Origin of the sequence: Halogeometricum pallidum JCM 14848 (assembly GCF_000337095.1) — an archaeon.
Lineage (GTDB): Archaea > Halobacteriota > Halobacteria > Halobacteriales > Haloferacaceae > Halogeometricum > Halogeometricum pallidum.
Genome location: NZ_AOIV01000003.1, coordinates 184,215 through 200,879, shown reverse-complemented (window position 1 = coordinate 200,879; position 16,665 = coordinate 184,215). Strand labels below are relative to the sequence as shown.

The 16,665-nt window shown below is 66.1% G+C and carries 16 protein-coding genes; 9 read left to right on the top strand and 7 right to left on the bottom strand.

What is annotated here, in order from left to right; all coding sequences use genetic code 11:
* Positions 1-68: 68 nt before the first annotated feature.
* The gene (locus tag C474_RS23400) at positions 69-233 is read right to left on the bottom strand and encodes an HVO_2901 family zinc finger protein (protein ID WP_008383308.1); all 165 of its coding nucleotides are present in this window, start codon (positions 231-233) and stop codon (positions 69-71) included.
* Positions 234-407: 174 nt separating this feature from the next.
* Complete coding sequence (locus C474_RS01645) at positions 408-1,814, bottom strand: class II fumarate hydratase (RefSeq protein ID WP_008383307.1); 1,407 nt, start codon at positions 1,812-1,814, stop codon at positions 408-410.
* 350 nt (positions 1,815-2,164) lie between these two features.
* On the opposite strand from C474_RS01645, the gene C474_RS01640 reads away from it, so the two are divergent.
* From C474_RS01640 to C474_RS01625, 4 genes are read left to right on the top strand one after another with little or no spacing between them, the layout of a single operon-like run.
* Complete coding sequence (locus C474_RS01640; protein ID WP_008383305.1) at positions 2,165-3,550, top strand: ABC transporter substrate-binding protein; 1,386 nt, start codon at positions 2,165-2,167, stop codon at positions 3,548-3,550.
* Between the two features lie 9 nt (positions 3,551-3,559).
* Positions 3,560-4,576 (top strand): carbohydrate ABC transporter permease, encoded by a 1,017-nt coding sequence (locus tag C474_RS01635; RefSeq protein WP_008383303.1) that lies wholly within the window; start codon positions 3,560-3,562, stop codon positions 4,574-4,576.
* On the top strand, positions 4,573-5,463 hold the full coding sequence (locus tag C474_RS01630) for a carbohydrate ABC transporter permease (RefSeq protein ID WP_008383302.1): 891 nt from the start codon (positions 4,573-4,575) through the stop codon (positions 5,461-5,463). Before C474_RS01635 ends, C474_RS01630 begins: the two co-directional genes overlap by 4 nt.
* The gene (locus C474_RS01625) at positions 5,464-6,603 is read left to right on the top strand and encodes an ABC transporter ATP-binding protein (protein ID WP_008383299.1); all 1,140 of its coding nucleotides are present in this window, start codon (positions 5,464-5,466) and stop codon (positions 6,601-6,603) included. It abuts the gene before it with no gap.
* A gap of 98 nt (positions 6,604-6,701) precedes the next feature.
* Here the strand turns inward: C474_RS01625 and C474_RS01620 are convergent, their stop codons facing one another.
* Positions 6,702-6,971: a BolA family protein gene (locus C474_RS01620; protein WP_008383298.1), complete on the bottom strand. Its 270-nt coding sequence runs from the start codon at positions 6,969-6,971 to the stop codon at positions 6,702-6,704.
* Between the two features lie 229 nt (positions 6,972-7,200).
* Between C474_RS01620 and C474_RS01615 the strand changes: the two genes are divergently transcribed.
* From C474_RS01615 to C474_RS01605, 3 genes are all read left to right on the top strand, one after another.
* Positions 7,201-8,805 carry a methyl-accepting chemotaxis protein gene (locus C474_RS01615; RefSeq protein ID WP_008383295.1) on the top strand — a complete coding sequence of 535 codons (1,605 nt, stop codon included), beginning with the start codon at positions 7,201-7,203 and terminating at the stop codon, positions 8,803-8,805.
* A 193-nt stretch (positions 8,806-8,998) separates the two neighbouring features.
* Positions 8,999-11,275, top strand: coding sequence for a methyl-accepting chemotaxis protein (locus C474_RS01610; RefSeq protein ID WP_008383294.1), 2,277 nt, complete (start codon positions 8,999-9,001; stop codon positions 11,273-11,275).
* 50 nt (positions 11,276-11,325) lie between these two features.
* Entirely contained in the window at positions 11,326-11,829 is a 504-nt protein-coding gene (locus C474_RS01605) for a hypothetical protein (RefSeq protein ID WP_008383291.1), read from the top strand.
* Positions 11,830-11,856: 27 nt separating this feature from the next.
* Here C474_RS01605 and C474_RS01600 read toward each other — a convergent pair whose 3' ends face one another.
* Entirely contained in the window at positions 11,857-12,180 is a 324-nt protein-coding gene (locus C474_RS01600) for a hypothetical protein (RefSeq protein WP_008383289.1), read from the bottom strand.
* 105 nt (positions 12,181-12,285) lie between these two features.
* On the opposite strand from C474_RS01600, the gene C474_RS01595 reads away from it, so the two are divergent.
* Both C474_RS01595 and C474_RS21160 read left to right on the top strand, forming a co-directional pair.
* Positions 12,286-13,236 carry an HhH-GPD family protein gene (locus tag C474_RS01595; RefSeq protein WP_008383287.1) on the top strand — a complete coding sequence of 317 codons (951 nt, stop codon included), beginning with the start codon at positions 12,286-12,288 and terminating at the stop codon, positions 13,234-13,236.
* A gap of 918 nt (positions 13,237-14,154) precedes the next feature.
* Positions 14,155-14,304 (top strand): hypothetical protein, encoded by a 150-nt coding sequence (locus tag C474_RS21160; protein WP_008383285.1) that lies wholly within the window; start codon positions 14,155-14,157, stop codon positions 14,302-14,304.
* Between the two features lie 93 nt (positions 14,305-14,397).
* Here the strand turns inward: C474_RS21160 and C474_RS01590 are convergent, their stop codons facing one another.
* The 3 genes from C474_RS01590 to C474_RS01580 form a co-directional block, all read right to left on the bottom strand.
* Positions 14,398-14,892, bottom strand: coding sequence for a universal stress protein (locus C474_RS01590; protein ID WP_008383282.1), 495 nt, complete (start codon positions 14,890-14,892; stop codon positions 14,398-14,400).
* A 267-nt stretch (positions 14,893-15,159) separates the two neighbouring features.
* On the bottom strand, positions 15,160-16,026 hold the full coding sequence (locus C474_RS01585) for a carbonic anhydrase (RefSeq protein WP_008383280.1): 867 nt from the start codon (positions 16,024-16,026) through the stop codon (positions 15,160-15,162).
* A 76-nt stretch (positions 16,027-16,102) separates the two neighbouring features.
* On the bottom strand, positions 16,103-16,651 hold the full coding sequence (locus C474_RS01580) for a hypothetical protein (protein WP_008383278.1): 549 nt from the start codon (positions 16,649-16,651) through the stop codon (positions 16,103-16,105).
* Positions 16,652-16,665: the final 14 nt, after the last annotated feature.

The following is a 16,665-nucleotide window of genomic DNA, read 5'->3' as shown; positions in this document are numbered from 1 at the left end:
CCGGAAATCGACGCTCCGCGCGCCATCCATCCGTTTCGGACCCGAACCGGGCCCGTCCTATCCGTCGCTCAGACGCGACGCAAACCCTGACCGAGACCCGTCGCCTCGTTGCACTCGGGGCACTCGTAGTGCCACCCGTCGTTCGTCGCTTGCCCCTCTGGGAACGTGGCGCCGCAACCTCGACACTCCAACATGTCGCGGCCGTGCTCACGCCGATACTGAAGGCTCGGCATGATTGCTATTTCTACGGATTCCGGCATCAAAATACCGATTCTGTCCGGTGCTCGTGACTGTTCCGCACGGCTGCGACGCCGTCGTTCGATTGCCGAACGAACGTCCCCGAAAGAAACTATTGAGGTGCGGTATCACGGCGCGCCCGGACCGTCTCGGCCCGGCGCGAGGCGCCCTCAGTCGTCGCCGAGGATGCCCCGGTGAGTCATCTTCTCGGGGTCCAGCACCTCGTCGGCCTCCTCCTCCGAGAGATAGCCCTTGTCGACAACGACTTCGCGGACGGTCTTGTCCTCTTTCAGCGCCGTCTTGGCGACTTCGCTGGCCTTGTCGTAGCCGATGGTCGGGTTCAGCGCGGTGGCGAGGGCCATCGAGCGTTCGACCTGTTCCTCGCAGACTTCCTCGTTGGCTTCGAGTTTGGCGACGAACTTCGTCCCGAACGTCTCGGCGGCGTTCGAGAGCATCTGCGTCGATTCGAGGACGTTGTGTGCGATGACGGGCTTGTAGAGGTTGAGGTCTATCTGCCCCTCGGCGGCGCCGGCGGAGACGGCGGCGTCGTTGCCGACGACCTGCTTGTGGACCTGATTGACGGCTTCCGCGACGACCGGGTTGATCTTCCCGGGCATGATGGAGCTTCCGGGTTGGTTCTCCGGTTGCTCTATCTCGCCGAGGCCGTTACGCGGCCCGGAGGCGAGCAGGCGCAGGTCGTTGGCTATCTTGTTCATCGACCCCGCGATGGTTCTGAGCGCGCCGTGCGCCTCGCTCATCGCGTCGTGGGCGGCCTGCGCTTCGAAGTGGTTGTCGGCCTCGCGGAACTCGATATCGGTCTCCTCGGAGATGTACTCCGCGGCCTTCTCGGGGAACTCGGGGTGGGTGTTCAGCCCGGTGCCGACGGCGGTTCCGCCGAGGGCGAGTTCCGAGAGGTGGTCGCGGACGTGGTCGAGGCGGCCGAGGCCCTTTTCGACCTGCGTGCGGTAGCCGCCGAACTCCTGTCCGAGCGTGATGGGCGTCGCGTCCTGCAGGTGGGTGCGACCCGTCTTGACGACGTCCGAGAACTCCTCTTCTTTCGCTTCGAGCGACTCGCGGAGCGTATCGAGAGCGGGCAGGAGGTCCTTCTCGACCGCTTCGAGCGCCGAGACGTGCATCGCCGTCGGGATGACGTCGTTCGAGGACTGCCCGTAGTTGACGTGGTCGTTGGGGTGGACGACCCGGTCGCCGATCTCCTCGCCCAGCAGTTCGGCGGCGCGGTTGGCGATGACTTCGTTGGCGTTCATGTTCGAGGAAGTGCCCGACCCCGTCTGAAACACGTCGACGGGGAACTGGTCGTCGTGTTCGCCAGCGATGACCTCGTCGGCGGCCTCGACGATGACGTCGGCCTTCTCGTCGTCCAGGAGTCCGAGTTCGCGGTTCGCCTGCGCCGCCCCCTTCTTCACGACGCCCAGCGCGCGGATGAACCGGCGACTGAACGTGATGCCCGAGATGGGGAAGTTCTCGACGGCCCGTTGGGTCTGCGCGCCCCAGTAGGCGTCCGCCGGCACCTGCATCTCGCCGAGACTGTCCCGTTCGGTACGGTAGTCCTCGCTCATACGTCGGGGGACGAAGGGTGTCCGCGTAAAACCCGTTGGTCCCGGTCCCATTCGCCCCCAGCGCACCGACGACACCGTTTCACGAACTGAAAACAATTTTCTGGGAGACGAAACGAAATCTCGGCGTAACGGCCCGAAACGCCGCGGTTCGAGAGGATTTTCTTTGCCGTCGTCAGCGCCGACCTATCGGATACGCGATCTACATCGCCCGTATCCGCTCGCTGTCGAGCGATTCGGTACATACCATACTGTGCCCATATACTGATTCACTCATATATCAGTAAAGACCGGAAATGTTTAACTAAACCATGCGGTAATGGTTTACGCGCAACTGTCAACGACAAATTACCATGAACGAAAAAACCGACGACGACGGACTTTCGCGACGCACGTATCTTCGACTCAGCGGTCTGGCTGGTGCCGGAATGGCGGGACTTGCCGGCTGTTCCAGCGGCGGCGAACAGACCGAGACGGAGGGAACGACACAGGCGGGCGGCGAGGGGACGAGCGGAGAATCCACCGAGACCGCGACCGAACAGAGCGGCGGCAGCGGCAACGCGCTCGAACTCGTCCACTGGTGGACGGCCGGCGGCGAGCAGGACGCGCTGAACGCGCTGCTCGAAGGGTTCAAACAGGAGTACCCGGACGTCGAGGTGAACAACAACCCGGCGCCCGGCGGCGCGGGGTCGGCGCTCGACACGGTCGTCAAGAACCGCGTGCTCAACCAGAACCCGCCCAGCACGTTCCAGATCTGGCCGGGCAAGGCGCTCACCCAGTACGTCGAGGGCGACGTGCTGAACACGCTGGGCGACTCGGTGTGGAGCCAGGAGATGCGCGACGCCTACCGGCAGGGCGTACAGGACCTCGCCCAGCCGTCGGGTAACTACGTCGCGGTTCCGCTCAACATCCACCGGCTCAACAACCTCTTCTACAACACGGCGGTCCTCGAGGAGGCGGGCGTCGACCCCTCTAGCCTCTCGGACCCCGCCGCGGTCACGGACGCGCTCGCGACCATCTCCGAGAACACCGACGCGGTGCCGATGGCCCACCAGACGCAGTCGCCGTGGTCGTCCGTTCAGCTGTGGGAGACCATCTTCCTCGGCTACAACGGCGTCGACGCGTACAACGACGCCATCGTGAACGGCAACATCTCCAAGCACGAGAGCGCCGTCAAGAAATCCCTCCGGACGCTGAAGGACTACCACCAGCACTTCAACGACGACGCCGGCTCCATCTCGTGGGACCAGGCGAACAGCAAGGTCGTCAACGGCGACGCCGCGTTCATCCACCAGGGTGACTGGGCGGCGGGGCAGTACAAGTCCGCCTCGGACTTCGCCTACGAGAGCGACTGGAACATGGTCCCGTTCCCGGGCACCTCGTCGATGTACTCCGTGGTGACGGACTCGTTCGTCTTCCCGAAGAACAATCCCTCGCCCGACGCGACGCGGAAGTTCCTGAGCTACTGCGGCACCGTCGACGCGCAGGAGCGGTTCAACCCCGTCAAAGGGTCCATCCCGCCGCGAACCGACGTGCCGGCGGACCAGTTCGGACCGTTCCTCTCCTCGCAGATAGAGGACTTCAAGAACTCCGAGTCACAGCCGCCCACCATCGCGCACGGGACGGCGGTGACGCCGGACGTTCACGGCAACATCGACGAGGCGTTCGCGGGCTTCAACGAACAGTGGAACGTCGATTCGACGACCACCGCGCTCGTGAACGCCTTCCCGTCCAACTAACGGGCGACGATGCTCGAATCACTCTTTCGACGACTCGTGACCCGCGGCAGCGGCGAAGAGAGCGACCCGAGCGGCGACGACGTTCGGACCGACGGCGGCACCGTCACGAAGACGGCGACGGAGTCGACCGGAGGGTCCCAGCGGTCCTGGCGCGAGTCGGAGTTCGTCCGCTCGCTCCCCTTCTGGCTCCCGCCGGCGCTCCTCATGGGCCTGTTCGTCTACGGCGCCATCGGCTGGAACGCCGTCATCTCGCTGACCGAGTGGGAGGGGTTCGGCAGCCCCGACTACGGCAACCTCGACTTCTCGATGTACGCGCGGATGCTGGCCGACCCGACGTTCGTCGCCGCCGCGCGAAACACCGTCGTTCTGCTCGTCGCGTTCACCGTCGTCTCGCTGGTGGTCGGACTGCTCGTCGCCATCCTCGTCGACCGGGGTATCCGCTTCGAGAACACGCTGCGGACCGTCTACCTCCTGCCGATGAGCCTGTCGTTCGTCGTGACGGCCATCTTCTGGGCGTGGATGTACAACCCCGAGTTCGGCCTCATCAACGTCGTTCTCAGGGGAGTCGGTCTCGGCTTCCTCGCGAACGACTGGATAAGCGACCCGAGCACGAAGCTCGCGGCGGTCATCTTCGCGCTGATGTGGCAGTTCAGCGGCTACTGCATGGTCGTCTACCTCGCCGGCCTGCGCGCCATCCCGAGCGACCAGTTCGAGGCGGCGCGCATCGACGGCGCGTCGACGCTCCGCATGTACTGGCGCGTCATCATCCCGCAACTGCGCGCCTCGACGATGAGCGCCGCCGTCGTGCTGATGGTGTTCGCGCTGAAGGCGTTCGACTTCCTCTACGTCATGTTCGGCGACACGCCGGGCCCCTCGACGGACATCCTCGCGACGATGATGTTCCGCGAGGCGTTCAGCTCGTCGAACTGGGCGTACGGGGCTGCCATCGCCACCGTGCTGTTCGGACTCGCCTTGGTGGTCATCGGTCCCTACCTGTACGTGCAGTACCAGCGGGGTGACCTATGAGCACCGACACGGAGGGACTGAGCGTCTCCCGCGTCGCGCTGTACGCCGTCCTCGTCGCGATGGCGCTGTTCTACCTCGCGCCGTTAGAGACGGGACTGATGACGGCCATCAAGACGCAGGACGCGTTCTTCTCGTCGACGCCGTTCGTCCCGCCGTTCGGGGACGGCTTCACGCTCCAGCCGTGGTACGAGGCGTGGGCGCAGATGCAGGGCCCGCTCACGGACTTCTCCGGCGCGCTGTACAACAGCGCGTTCGTCGCCATCCCGGCGACGGTGCTGTCGGGCCTCATCGGCTCCGTGGCGGCGTACGGGCTGACGAACCTCAACTGGCGCGGACAGGCCGGCGTGCTGATGCTGTTCGTCGCCGGGATGTTCGTCCCGTACCAGTCCGTGCTCGTTCCGCTGACGCGCTTTTGGACCATCGTCGGCCTGCAGAACTACCTCGCCGGCGTGCCGTTCCTCGCCCAGCGGGTCGGACTCATCGAACTCATCGTCACGCACACGGCCTACGGGATTCCCATCTGCACCATCCTGTTCCGGTCGTACTACGCGAGTTTCGACCAGTCGATGCTGGAGGCGGCGCGCATCGACGGCGCGACGTTCACGCGCATCTATCAGCGCATCATCTTCCCGCTGTCGAAGCCGATGTTCGCGGTGGTGCTCATCTACCAGTTCACGCAGGTGTGGAACGACTTCCTGTTCGCGCTGGTGTTGGTGTCCTCGCCGACGAGCGAGGTGGCGACGATAGCGCTGAACAAACTCCAAGGCTCGATGGTCCAGCAGTACAACGTCCAGATGGCCGCCGCGTTCGTCGCGGCGCTCCCGACGCTCTTGGTGTACGTCCTGTTCGGCGACCAGTTCGCCGAAGGGGTCGCAGGTGAAACATAAATGGCAGAACTCACACTCGATCACATTACGAAGGTGTACGACGACGACGGTTCGGACATCGTCGCGGTCGACGACGTCTCGATAGATATCGCCGACGGGGAGTTTCTCGTCCTCGTCGGTCCCTCCGGGTGCGGGAAATCCACCACGCTCCGGATGATAGCGGGACTGGAGACGGCCTCCAGCGGGGACATCCGCCTCGGCGGTGACGTCGTCACCGGGCGCCCCCCGCGGGACCGGGACATCGCGATGGTGTTCCAGTCGTACGCGCTGTACCCGCACATGACCGTCCGCCAGAACATGTCGTTCGGCCTCGAAGAGTCGACGGACATGTCCGACGGCGAGATAGACTCGGTCGTCACCGACACCGCCGAGATGCTGAGCATCGCCGCGCTCCTCGACCGGAAACCCGGCGAACTCTCGGGCGGGCAGCAACAGCGCGTCGCCTTGGGCCGCGCCATCGTGCGCGACCCGAAGGTGTTCTTGATGGACGAACCGCTGTCGAATCTCGACGCGAAACTCCGCTCGCAGATGCGGACGGAGCTTCAGCGTCTGCAGGAGGACCTCGGCGTCACCACCGTCTACGTGACGCACGACCAGACGGAGGCGATGACGATGGGCGACCGCATCGCCATCCTCAACGACGGCGAACTCCAGCAGGTGGCGACGCCGCTGGAGGCGTACCACCAACCCGCGAACCTGTTCGTCGCGGGGTTCATCGGCGAACCCTCGATGAACTTCTTCGAGATGGAGGCGCGGGAGGACCGGTTGAGCGGCGACCAGTTCGACTACCCCATCTCCCAGGAGACGCGCGAGGCCGTCGGCGACGCGACGAACGTCACGCTCGGCATCCGCCCGGAGGACGTGCAACTGGTCGAGGAGGGGTCGGGCGAACACGACTTCGGCACCGTCGTCGACGTCGTCGAACCGATGGGTAACGAGAACAACGTCTACCTGTCGTTCGAGACGGACGGCGCCGCCGAGTTCGTGGCGACCATCGACGGGATGCGGAGCCTCGACGCCGGGCAACCGGTCGTCGCCCGCATCCCCGAGGACGCCATCCACCTGTTCGACACCGACACGGGCGAGACGCTGAAGAACCGCTCGCTCGCCGAACTCGAAGAGACCGAACCGCGCTTCTGATCGGCTGACCGGGGCCCGACCGACCGGCCCCGCGTCTCCCCGTTCTCCCGCCGCCGTTCTTCCCCTGTTACCGCGTTTCTCTCCCCGTCCGAGCGGTGCTACTCGTCCCCGTTCACCGTCTCGTGCTCCTCGGGCGTGTACGTCTTCAACTCCATCGCGTGGATGTCCGTCGTCATCGACTCCCCGAGCGCGTCGTACACCATCTGGTGCTGCTGGACGAGTGTCTTCCCCTCGAACGCCGGCGAGACGATGACGGCCGCGAAGTGGGCGTCCTCGTGCTCTTCGTCCGGAACCCGCGGGAGCGTCACCGTCGCCTCCGCGTCCTCGATACCCGATTCGATGAGTCGCTCGACTTCTTCGGTTTCCATACCCGCCGGTGGGGCCGCCGCCCGATAAAGTCCTCCGGAGGGAGCCAAGCGGAGGGGGTTCGCTTCGGACCGTGACTGCGCGACACTACTCTCAGAAAACCCACCCTCCTCGAACGGTAACTAATGTTCTACCGCATCAGTTCCGAACTATTTGAATATCTCTAAAATCGGACCTGATAATTAGGCGAGTAGGTATAACCGTTCGATATCCTTCGATCCGGTCGTTACGATGAAAGTCGAACAGATACCCCTACTGAACCGAATTAGAGACAGTTTCACGAAGGTACTCGTCTCGTTGTTCCTCGTCGTCACGGTGTTCGTCGGCGGGGCCAGCGTCTACACGTACGTCGGCCTCGCCGCGGAGATAGAGCAACACAGTTCCGCCGCGGTCGCGCAGGAACTCGAACGGACCCTGTTGATAGACCTCGGCGTGCTCTTTCTCGGTACCCTGCTCGGCCTCGCGGCCATCGCGCTGTTTCTCACTCGGTACGTCGCCCAACCGCTCCAGACGCTCGAAGGACGCGTCGAACGCATCCGAGAGGGCGATTTGGACGAACGCGCGGACCTAAATCGTCCGGACGAACTCGGACGAGTCGCCGACGGCGTCGATATGCTCCGCCGAGACCTGCGCGCCCAGCGCGAGGATGCGAGCGCGCACCTCGATACGATGCGCGCCGCCGCGGACAACGACCTGACGGCGCGGATGAACGAGGACAGCGAGAGCGACGACATGCGCCGCATCGCAGAGACGTTCAACGAGATGATGGACGGGTTGGAGACGACGGTGGTCGCGGTTAAGCGCTTCTCTGACGACGTGGCCGCCCAGAGCGAGGAGGTGGCGACCAGCGCCACCGAGGTGAACCGCGCGAGTCAGGAAGTGGCCGAGTCCGTCGAGCAGATATCCTCGGGCGCGCACGAACAGTCCGACAGCGTCGGGACGCTCTCGACGGAGATGGAACGGCTGTCGGCCGCCATCCAGCAGGTCGCCGCCGCGTCCGACGAGGTGGCGACACAGGCCGACGAGACGGCAGTCCAGAGCCAACGCGGGCAGGCGTTCGCCGAGGATGCCCTCTCCGGCATCGACGCCATCGAACGGGAGACCGAGGAGACGGTCACGGCCGTCGAACGATTGGACGAGAAACTGATCGAAGTGGGCGAGATAACCGACCTCATCGGCGGGCTAGCCGAGCAGACGAACATCCTCGCGCTGAACGCGAACATCGAGGCAGCCCGCGCCGGCGAAGCCGGCGAGGGCTTCGCCGTCGTCTCCAACGAGGTGAAGTCGCTGGCCGAGGAGACGCGGGACTTCGCCGACGACATCTCGACGCTCGTCGAGGAGGTGCGCGAGCAACGAGAGGACGTGACCGACGGCATCGAGGGAATGCGCGAGTCGGTCTCGGAGGGAACCGAGGCCGTGACGAACGCGCTCCGAACGCTGGACGACATCGACGACGCCGTCGGCGAGGTGAACGGCAGCGCCGGCGAGATATCCTCCGCCACCTCCGAGCAGGCGAACGCCGCGCAGGGCGTTCAGTCGATGACGGACGAGGTCGCCAGCGTCGTCGAGGAAACGACCAGCGAGGCGGAGAACGTCTCCGCGGCGGCCGAGGAGCAGACGGCCTCGCTCGGCGAAGTAACCGACAGCGCCACCCAACTGGCACGGCAGGTGGACGAACTCCAAGAGCGACTCGCCCAGTTCGAGGTGGACGGTGTCGGCGCGGCGGACGCGACGGGCGACCGGTCGGTGAGTCCCGTCGACGCCCCGAGCGACGGCGACGCCGCGAACCCGGAACGGGAGCGCGCGACCGCGAGAACGGACGGCGGACGGCCGTAACCGACCGCTCGGGGCGGAACGCTCCGGCCGGGCCGCTCCGAATCGGGCGCCTGACGGCGACCGACTACCCCTCCTCGGCGATTTATTACACGAATAATTGAGAATGACCTCGGCTACGTCTCCCGATTTAGAAAACCAATTTTGATAATTGTCGGCGAACTGTTTTCAACCGAAACTTCGTCCGACGAACCGAATGAAGGTCGCCCGACAATTAGATGAACTGCTCCCCGAAGCGCTCCGCAGAAACTACCTGGCGAAACTGGCGCTGTTGTTCGCCGTCGTCACGGTGGTCGTCGTCGCCATCGGCGGCTACACGTACGTCACGGTCGCCGAGGAGGTGAGCCACTCGGCCCAGCGCGACCTGGAGACGACGGCCACCCTCCAGTCCGAACAGCTGTCGGGGTGGATGACCCAACAACGACAGACCGCGCGGATGATTTCGCGGTACAACGTGTTCCAGACCGCGAACGACCCCGTCATCTCCCAGTATCTCCGCCGCGAGAAAGCCGTCCTCCCGACCGCCGTGGCCGAGGTCCACTACGTCGATACCGAGTACTCGAAAATCGTCGCTAGCTCCCGCGAGGAGGCCGTCGGCACCGCCCCGCTCCCCGACGGAACCGAGTTCGTCGAGGGGTCGATGGAGATGTCGATCGCGGACGAGGTGTCGGTCACCCGCCCGTACCAGCGCGACGGGCGGACGCTCGTGGCGTTCGTCAGCCCGGTCCAACTGAAGTCCGACCGCGTCGTGATGGTCGTCGCCGACGTGAGCTACGCCGAACTCACCCTCGACACCGCAGTCGAAGGGAGTTTCGCGCAGGTCGTCACGGCCGACGGACGAGTCCAACTCGACGCCTCGGGCCGCGGTAACTACGGTGACTACGGCGTCGAGAACGCGACGGCCCTGACCGACGGCGCCGCCGGCAACGCCGGCGTCTACGAGGAAGCCGCCAACGGCGTGATGGACGAACGTCACCTCGTCGCCTACGCGCCCGTCGCCGGCACCGACTTCGTCGCCGTCGTCCACGCGCCCAGCGATGTGGTCTACGCGGTCGAGTCGCGGGTCGCGACGCAGTTGCTCCTCCTCTTGGGCGCCGTCGGCCTCGGCTTCGTCGTCCTCGGCGCCGTCATCCACGGCACGACGGTCAGTCCCCTCTCCGCGCTGGCGGGGCGCGTCGAACGCCTCCGCGGGGGGGACCTGGACGTGTCGCTGCCGACGGACCGCACCGACGAGTTCGGTTCGGTCGTCGACGGCGTCGCGTCGCTCAGAGACGACCTCAAGTCCCAGCGCGCGGACGCCAGTCGCTACAGCGACGTGATGAGCGAGGCCGCCGACGGCGACCTGACCGTCCGGATGGACACAGACTCCGACTCCGAGGACATGCGGACTATCGCGGTCGCGTTCAACGAGATGACGGCCGAGTTGGAGGCGACGCTGCTCGCCCTGACGGCGTTCGGCGAGACGGTCGCGGCCAGCAGTTCCGGCGTCGCCGAGGGCGCCGCCGAGGTCAGCGCCGCCAGCGACGAGATAGCCCGCTCGGTCGAGCACATCTCGGCCGGCGCGCGCGAACAGGCCGACCACCTCTCCGATCTCTCCGGCGAGATGGGCTCGCTCTCGGCGTCGGTGCAGGAAGTCTCCGCGACGACCGACGACCTGGCCGCCGGGTCCGCGCAGGTCGCCGGCCGGGCGGAGGAGGGCCACGAGGCGGCCGACGCCGCCCTCGACAGCGTCGAGGCCATCGAGGCGGAGACGCGCGAGGCCGTCGCGTTGGTCGAGGACCTCGACGAGGAGATTGCCCGCATCAGCAGCGTCACCGGCGTCATCGCCGACCTCGCCGAGCAGACGAACATCCTCGCGCTGAACGCGAACATCGAGGCCTCCCGCGCGGGCGAGGCGGGCGCCGGGTTCGCCGTCGTCGCCGAGGAGGTGAAACACCTCGCCGAGGAGACGGCGACGTACGCCGAGACCATCGAAACGCACGTCGGAACGCTCCAGGACAAACGGGTCGAGGTGGTCGACGGCATCGAGGGGATGCGCGAACGGGTCGAGGCGGGGACCGACGACGTGGACGAGGCGCTCTCGTCGTTCGACGAGATAGCCGCCGGCGTGAGTCAGAACAGCGCCAGCGTCGAGGAAGTCGCCGCCGCGATGGACGAACAGACCGGCGCGGCCGACGAGGTGCTCTCGATGGCCGACGAACTCGCCGGCATCGGCGAGGAGACGACCGCCGAGGCGCAGAACGTCTCCGCGGCGAGCGAACAGCAGACCGCGACGCTCACCGAGGTGGCGGACGGCGCAACCGACCTCGCCGACCGGGCGGGCGAACTCCGAGGACTGCTCGCGGAGTTCCGCCTGACCGACGAAGACGTGGACTTCGAGAGCGACCTCGGCCTCGAGGCGGGGACGGCCGCCGCACTCGAAGACGCCGTCGACGCGGCCGAGACATCCGAACCCGTCGCCTCCGACGACTGAGCGGCGAACGACGACGAACTTTTCTTCCGACGCGTCGAGGAGGAGCCACCGTGTCCGACCCGTCCGACCCACCCGGTCCGCCCGACTCGGCCGACCCGGCCGGCGTCGTCGACCGCGTCGAACGGCGTCTGTCCGCCGAGCACTCGGACGTGCTGGACGGCCTCTCGACGTGCGCGGACGCCGTCGCGACCGAGTGGAACGGTGGTGGAGACGACCATACCCCCGGCGAAACCTCGTCCGCGCATTCCCCCCGGACGACGGACCGGGACGCCGTCGTCCCAGCATTTCAGCGCGCTCTCGACGCCGCGGGACTGCTCGCGCACCTCCCGCGCGTCCTCTCGGACCTCGTGACGGCCGCCGGGCGTCCGATGCCCGCCCCGCCCGTCGCGGCCCCGCCGTACGTGGTCGTCACCAGCGAGGGGGTCCTCCTGCGGGCGTCGCTGGGCGACGGGCGATTGGTCGTCTCCCTCCGCGTCTTCGATATCGACCGCGCCGCGGTGGAGACCGGATACGTCAGGCGCGACGGGGTCGACGCGCGGGTCGAGTTCCGCTGACCCGGCGCCGTCCGACTCCCCCGGCGCTCACATCTGGTAGCGCCGTTCGTCGTCGCGTTGCGGGTACTGGTCCTGCCCGGTCATCTCGTCGTACGTCATCCCCGAGAGGTACTCGTCGTACGTCACGTCGTAGCCCTGGCGGAGGTGGAAGTCGAGCGTTCCCCGGTCGACGGTGGTCTGAAAGAGCAGGTGGACCGCCCGGCGGAGCAGTTCGTCCACCTCGTCGGTCTCGAAGGCGGCCGACAGCATCGCCAGTTCGTGTCGCGTCTCGCGGTCCAGCGACGCCGTCGTCTCCTCGTCGGTGTCGACGTACGCGGCTTCGACGTCGTCGGTGAGTTCGTCGAGTCCCATACCCGCCTCCGAGGACTGCGGCGCGTAAGGCTTCTGCGACTCGGAACGGACTCCCCCGGCGCGGAATCACCACCCCTAAATCCGCGCCAGCCCCACCTTCACACGATGACCGACGGCGACGCCTCGACCCTCGACGCCGGCGACGCGCCCGCCCTCCCGGACGACCCCGAAGAGGTCGAGGCGGTGCGCGACGCCCTCGTCGAGTGGTACGAGGCCGACCACCGCGACTTCCCGTGGCGACGGACGCACGACCCCTACGAGATTCTCGTCTCGGAGGTGATGAGCCAGCAGACGCAACTCAACCGCGTCGTCGCGGCGTGGGCGGACTTTCTCGAGAAGTGGCCCACCGCGGCGGCCCTCGCGGCGGCCGACCGCAGCGACGTGGTCTCCTTCTGGAGCGGACACAGCCTCGGCTACAACAACCGCGCGAAGTACCTCCACGAGGCGGCCCGACAGGTGACCGAGGAGTACGGCGGCGAGTTTCCCGAATCGCCCGACGAACTGTCCGAACTGATGGGCGTCGGGCCCTACACCGCCAACGCCGTCGCCTCCTTCGCGTTCGACAACGGCGACGCGGTGGTGGACACGAACGTGAAGCGCGTTCTGCACCGCGCCTTCGATACCCCGGATGACGACACCGCCTTCGAACGCGTCGCCTCCGCGCTGATGCCCGAGGGGGAGTCGTGCGTCTGGAACAACGCGATTATGGAACTCGGCGGCGTCGCCTGCGGGAAGACGCCGCGGTGCGACGAGGCTGGATGTCCGTGGCGAAAATGGTGTCACGCCTACGAGACGGGCGATTTCACCGCACCGGACGTGCCGACACAACCCGAGTTCGAGGGGAGTCGGCGACAGTTCCGAGGGAGGATCGTTCGTGTACTCAGTGAGTACGACGAACTGGCGCTGGATGAACTGGGGCCGAAGATTCGCGTCGACTACAGCCCGAATGGGAGTTACGGCCGAGCGTGGCTCCAAGAATTAGTATCTGAGTTGGCCGACGACGAGTTAGTCGAGATCGAAGACTGGGATGGAAATCCGACCGCCAAGCTACGGTAGTTACTCTCGCCAGTCATCGAGCGAACCACGCGAACCGGTGTCAACCGTCAGCCCGAATCGAACACGGAACGCCCTCACGGGTCGACGCTCCCTCCCGACGGTGACTTCGATCCTCCGAGCACGGTACTGGGCGAGCGACCGTTCTCCCGCCCTGTGCTCGGGCGAAAGAAGCGAGTGGAAACTTACATATCAGATATCAAGTATAGTGAGAAGAGGATCGAAGGAGAGTACACCCCTCTGTGTCCCGGAGTGTGGTCCTCTTGACGGGGTGTAGCGGCCGCTTCGGCGGTGGCTCGCAGTGTCTGTTGCTCTCGACCGGGGGTGACGGCCGAGATTTCACACTCGGACGTTCCATCGGTTGTCTGTCCGATTCTCGGCGTTTGCTCTCGCATCTGTAGCTAGGATCTAGCGTAGAGCCACACTGTTCAGAAGGCGATTCTGGCGATACACCCCCGATTCGGCGGGGTGTACTGGGGTTTCAGAGTTCTTCGAAGCCCCGGATCACCGTCTCCGTGTCTGAATTCACTCTTGAGATAGAACTCCACATCGGACGAAGAAGCGTTCAAAACGCCTATCTCTGGCTGAATCGGACAGCCGGGTTGTGAGAGACCATCTCTCTACAAGGTCGGTAGCTCCCCCTACATCTACACCCTACTCGCAGTCGTTACTTCCGGGGACGTGCGTAAATGTACTCTGCTGAAATCAAGATTTAGCTGGCCCGTGCCTGTGAAGCGCTTTATTTGAGGGGTGTACGCTGCTTTTGCTGTAAACAAGTGACAAATCGAGTACCTACGTATCGCTGCCAGAGTACCGACGATGGCGGCGGCAATCGAATCCTCGTTAGCACCGACGCAAAACGAGACTCATCGCGAGAGCGCGAACCGTTAGTCGCGCCCTCGGCGAGTACGACGAACTCCCTTGACCGACCCCGGCCCGCGAGTCCGCGTCGACTACGGGGGCGAGACGGGCGAAGAATGGCTCTGCGGTCTCCTCTCCGACCTCGCGAGCGACGAACTGGTTGAACTCGCGGAGCGCGACGGCGAGACTGTCGCTCGGCTTCGCGGCTGAGCGTCACCCCGCCCGGAACGAGACGCGGGACGGGCATAGACGACACAGCAGAGCGCGGAGGTCGAAAGGGTCCGTCCGAGGATACCGAAGTCCTCACTCGGTGTCCGCGCGGACGAACGTCACCGGGCAGGGCGCGGAGAGCATAATCTGCTGTGCGAGGCTCCCGAAGACCGCCTTCCCGGTGGGAGAGCGCTTGCGTCCGCCGACGAGGATACGGTCGGCGTCGGACTCCTCTGCCAGGGCGGTGATGCCCTCGTCTTCGACGCCGACGGTGCCGCGGACCTCGTAGTCGATTCCCTCGGCGTCGAGGCGGTTCGCGAACTCCCGGATGACGGAGTACCGGACGGCCACGCTGTCGGGGGAGACGTCGTTGGCTCCTCGGTCGAAGCCCAGCGCCTCGACTCGGTCCTCGAAGTCCTCTGGGCTGAAAATGTGCGCGAGGACGACGGTCGCGCCGGTGGGGCCGGCGACGTCCACCGTCTCCTCGACGAGGCGGTCGAGGCGGTCGCTGTCGGTCGGTCCGACGGCGACGAGAACGTTCTGGAGTCCGGCCTGCGTGGGTTTTCGAGTCGCTACTAGCGTTTCCATACGAAACCGTACGTCAGGTGCGCTGATAAGCCTTCTGCGAATTAACTCTATTTCAAGTAACTATTTTCCGTGCGTTCGTGAGGGTCGGGGGCCGGGTCGTTCTCAGCGGATTCGCGGGCGATCCGCTCCCCGCGGCCGACCACGGCGCCAGCCGGGTTCACCGCCGGAAGCGCCCGTCCTCCAAGAGACCGCCCTCCCGAAGCACGCGCTCGCCCGAGCGGCTTCGGCGGTGAACGGGCCTCCGAGAGGCGGGACGGCGCGGCGACCTCAGTGGAGCAGACTCCCGACGAACTCCTCGTAGCCGTCCGGGACCGTCTCCCGGAGCGCGTCGGGGTCGGTCTCGCCGTCCGCGTTGACGAGTACGGTCCGACCGTCCACGTCGCCGTAGGCGCTCTGGAAGTCGTAGACGAAGCCGTAGAGGTCCTTCTCCTCGGATACCTCGTCGCTCCCGCGGAGATACTCCACCTGCGCGTGGACGTTGTACTCGACGAGTTGGTTTATGACCGCTCGTCTCTCGGCGTCCGTCTCGACGGCGCCGCCGTCGAGTGCCTCCTCGACCACGTCGACGATAGGTGCGACCTCCTGTTCGATTCCGGGGGGTTGCGCTTCAGTCTCGCCGACGACGGACTCGTAGGCGGCCGTGACGGCCCCGCATCCCGTGTGGCCGACGACGACGCCGGAGGAGGCGCCGGACACCTCCAACCCGTACAGGAAGCTCCCGTCGACCGCCCGCTCCCCGTCGACGCGCGTCGTGACCTTGTTGCCGATGTTGGACGGTTTGAACAGGAAGCCGGCGTCGAGCGGTGCTGCGAACATCCCCGCCTGTGAGACCCGCGAGTCCGAGCAACAGATCGAGACGACCGCCGGGGACTGGGAGGTCCGGACGCCCTCGAAGTATCCCTCCGGGAGCGCGTCCGACCAGAGGCCGTTGCGTTCGAGCAGCCCCGGAAGGTCGCCACCGAAGGCGAACTCGTCGCGGTCCGACCCCGGCTCCGAGTCCTCGCGGTCCGACCTCGAGTCGGCGTCGGCGGCCGCCACCCCTCTCGCCCCGTACCCGAGGATACCCAGCATCGTCGCGCCCGCACCGCCGGCTTTCAGCGCCTTCCGTCTACTGATCTCGGTGTCGTCGCTCATGCTTTTGCCGCTTCTCTCAATCTGTACTTAGAAGCGGTGGCCGGCGGCGTCGTCCGGACTCCCTCGACAGCGACGGTTACGACTTCGTCTTCAGCGTTCCGAGGACCGCCTCGCCGTACTCCGTGGCGGTCCACTCGCCGTCGACGTACCGCTTCGCCCACGCCGTGACGACCTGAAACGACCCGAACGGCCTCTTCGACCCGTCGAGAAGCGTGACGCTGACGCGCTCGAAGGAGTCGTCGCTTCGAACGAGGGCGGCGTACGCCCCGGCGACGTGTCCCACGTCGGTGACGACGCCGCGGGTCGCGGCGTCGCTCGGGGTCGCCTTCAGTTCGAGTTTCTTCCCGCGCTTCGTCAGTTTCTCGACGGCCGGCCCGCCGTCGGCGACGGCCGTCTCGAACGCGTCGGCGTCGGCGACGTCGGCCGACGCGGCGTCCTCGATAGACCGCCCGGCGACCGCCCACCGCTCCTCGACGGGGAGAGCCGGGAGGTCGCCGTGGACCGGGGTCTGTCGTTGCGCCGCCGTCGGCGTGTCCTTCCCGCCGTCCGCCTTCGCCGCGCACCCGGCGGTGAGGCCGACCGCGAGGGCGGCCGCGCCCCGACGGAGGATGTGGCGTCGTCGCATGAGATGGAGTGAGT

Excerpts from the sequence above, each read along its gene's own strand:
- C474_RS01580 (WP_008383278.1), bottom strand. The coding sequence starts at position 16,651 with ATGCGACGACGCCACATCCTCCGTCGGGGCGCGGCCGCCCTCGCGGTC.
- C474_RS01625 (WP_008383299.1), top strand. The coding sequence starts at position 5,464 with ATGGCAGAACTCACACTCGATCACATTACGAAGGTGTACGACGACGAC.
- C474_RS01600 (WP_008383289.1), bottom strand. The coding sequence starts at position 12,180 with ATGGGACTCGACGAACTCACCGACGACGTCGAAGCCGCGTACGTCGAC.
- C474_RS01630 (WP_008383302.1), top strand. The coding sequence starts at position 4,573 with ATGAGCACCGACACGGAGGGACTGAGCGTCTCCCGCGTCGCGCTGTAC.
- C474_RS01620 (WP_008383298.1), bottom strand. The coding sequence starts at position 6,971 with ATGGAAACCGAAGAAGTCGAGCGACTCATCGAATCGGGTATCGAGGAC.
- C474_RS01590 (WP_008383282.1), bottom strand. The coding sequence starts at position 14,892 with ATGGAAACGCTAGTAGCGACTCGAAAACCCACGCAGGCCGGACTCCAG.
- C474_RS01640 (WP_008383305.1), top strand. The coding sequence starts at position 2,165 with ATGAACGAAAAAACCGACGACGACGGACTTTCGCGACGCACGTATCTT.
- C474_RS23400 (WP_008383308.1), bottom strand. The coding sequence starts at position 233 with ATGCCGAGCCTTCAGTATCGGCGTGAGCACGGCCGCGACATGTTGGAG.
- C474_RS01645 (WP_008383307.1), bottom strand. The coding sequence starts at position 1,814 with ATGAGCGAGGACTACCGTACCGAACGGGACAGTCTCGGCGAGATGCAG.
- C474_RS01610 (WP_008383294.1), top strand. The coding sequence starts at position 8,999 with ATGAAGGTCGCCCGACAATTAGATGAACTGCTCCCCGAAGCGCTCCGC.
- C474_RS01585 (WP_008383280.1), bottom strand. The coding sequence starts at position 16,026 with ATGAGCGACGACACCGAGATCAGTAGACGGAAGGCGCTGAAAGCCGGC.
- C474_RS01635 (WP_008383303.1), top strand. The coding sequence starts at position 3,560 with ATGCTCGAATCACTCTTTCGACGACTCGTGACCCGCGGCAGCGGCGAA.
- C474_RS01595 (WP_008383287.1), top strand. The coding sequence starts at position 12,286 with ATGACCGACGGCGACGCCTCGACCCTCGACGCCGGCGACGCGCCCGCC.
- C474_RS01615 (WP_008383295.1), top strand. The coding sequence starts at position 7,201 with ATGAAAGTCGAACAGATACCCCTACTGAACCGAATTAGAGACAGTTTC.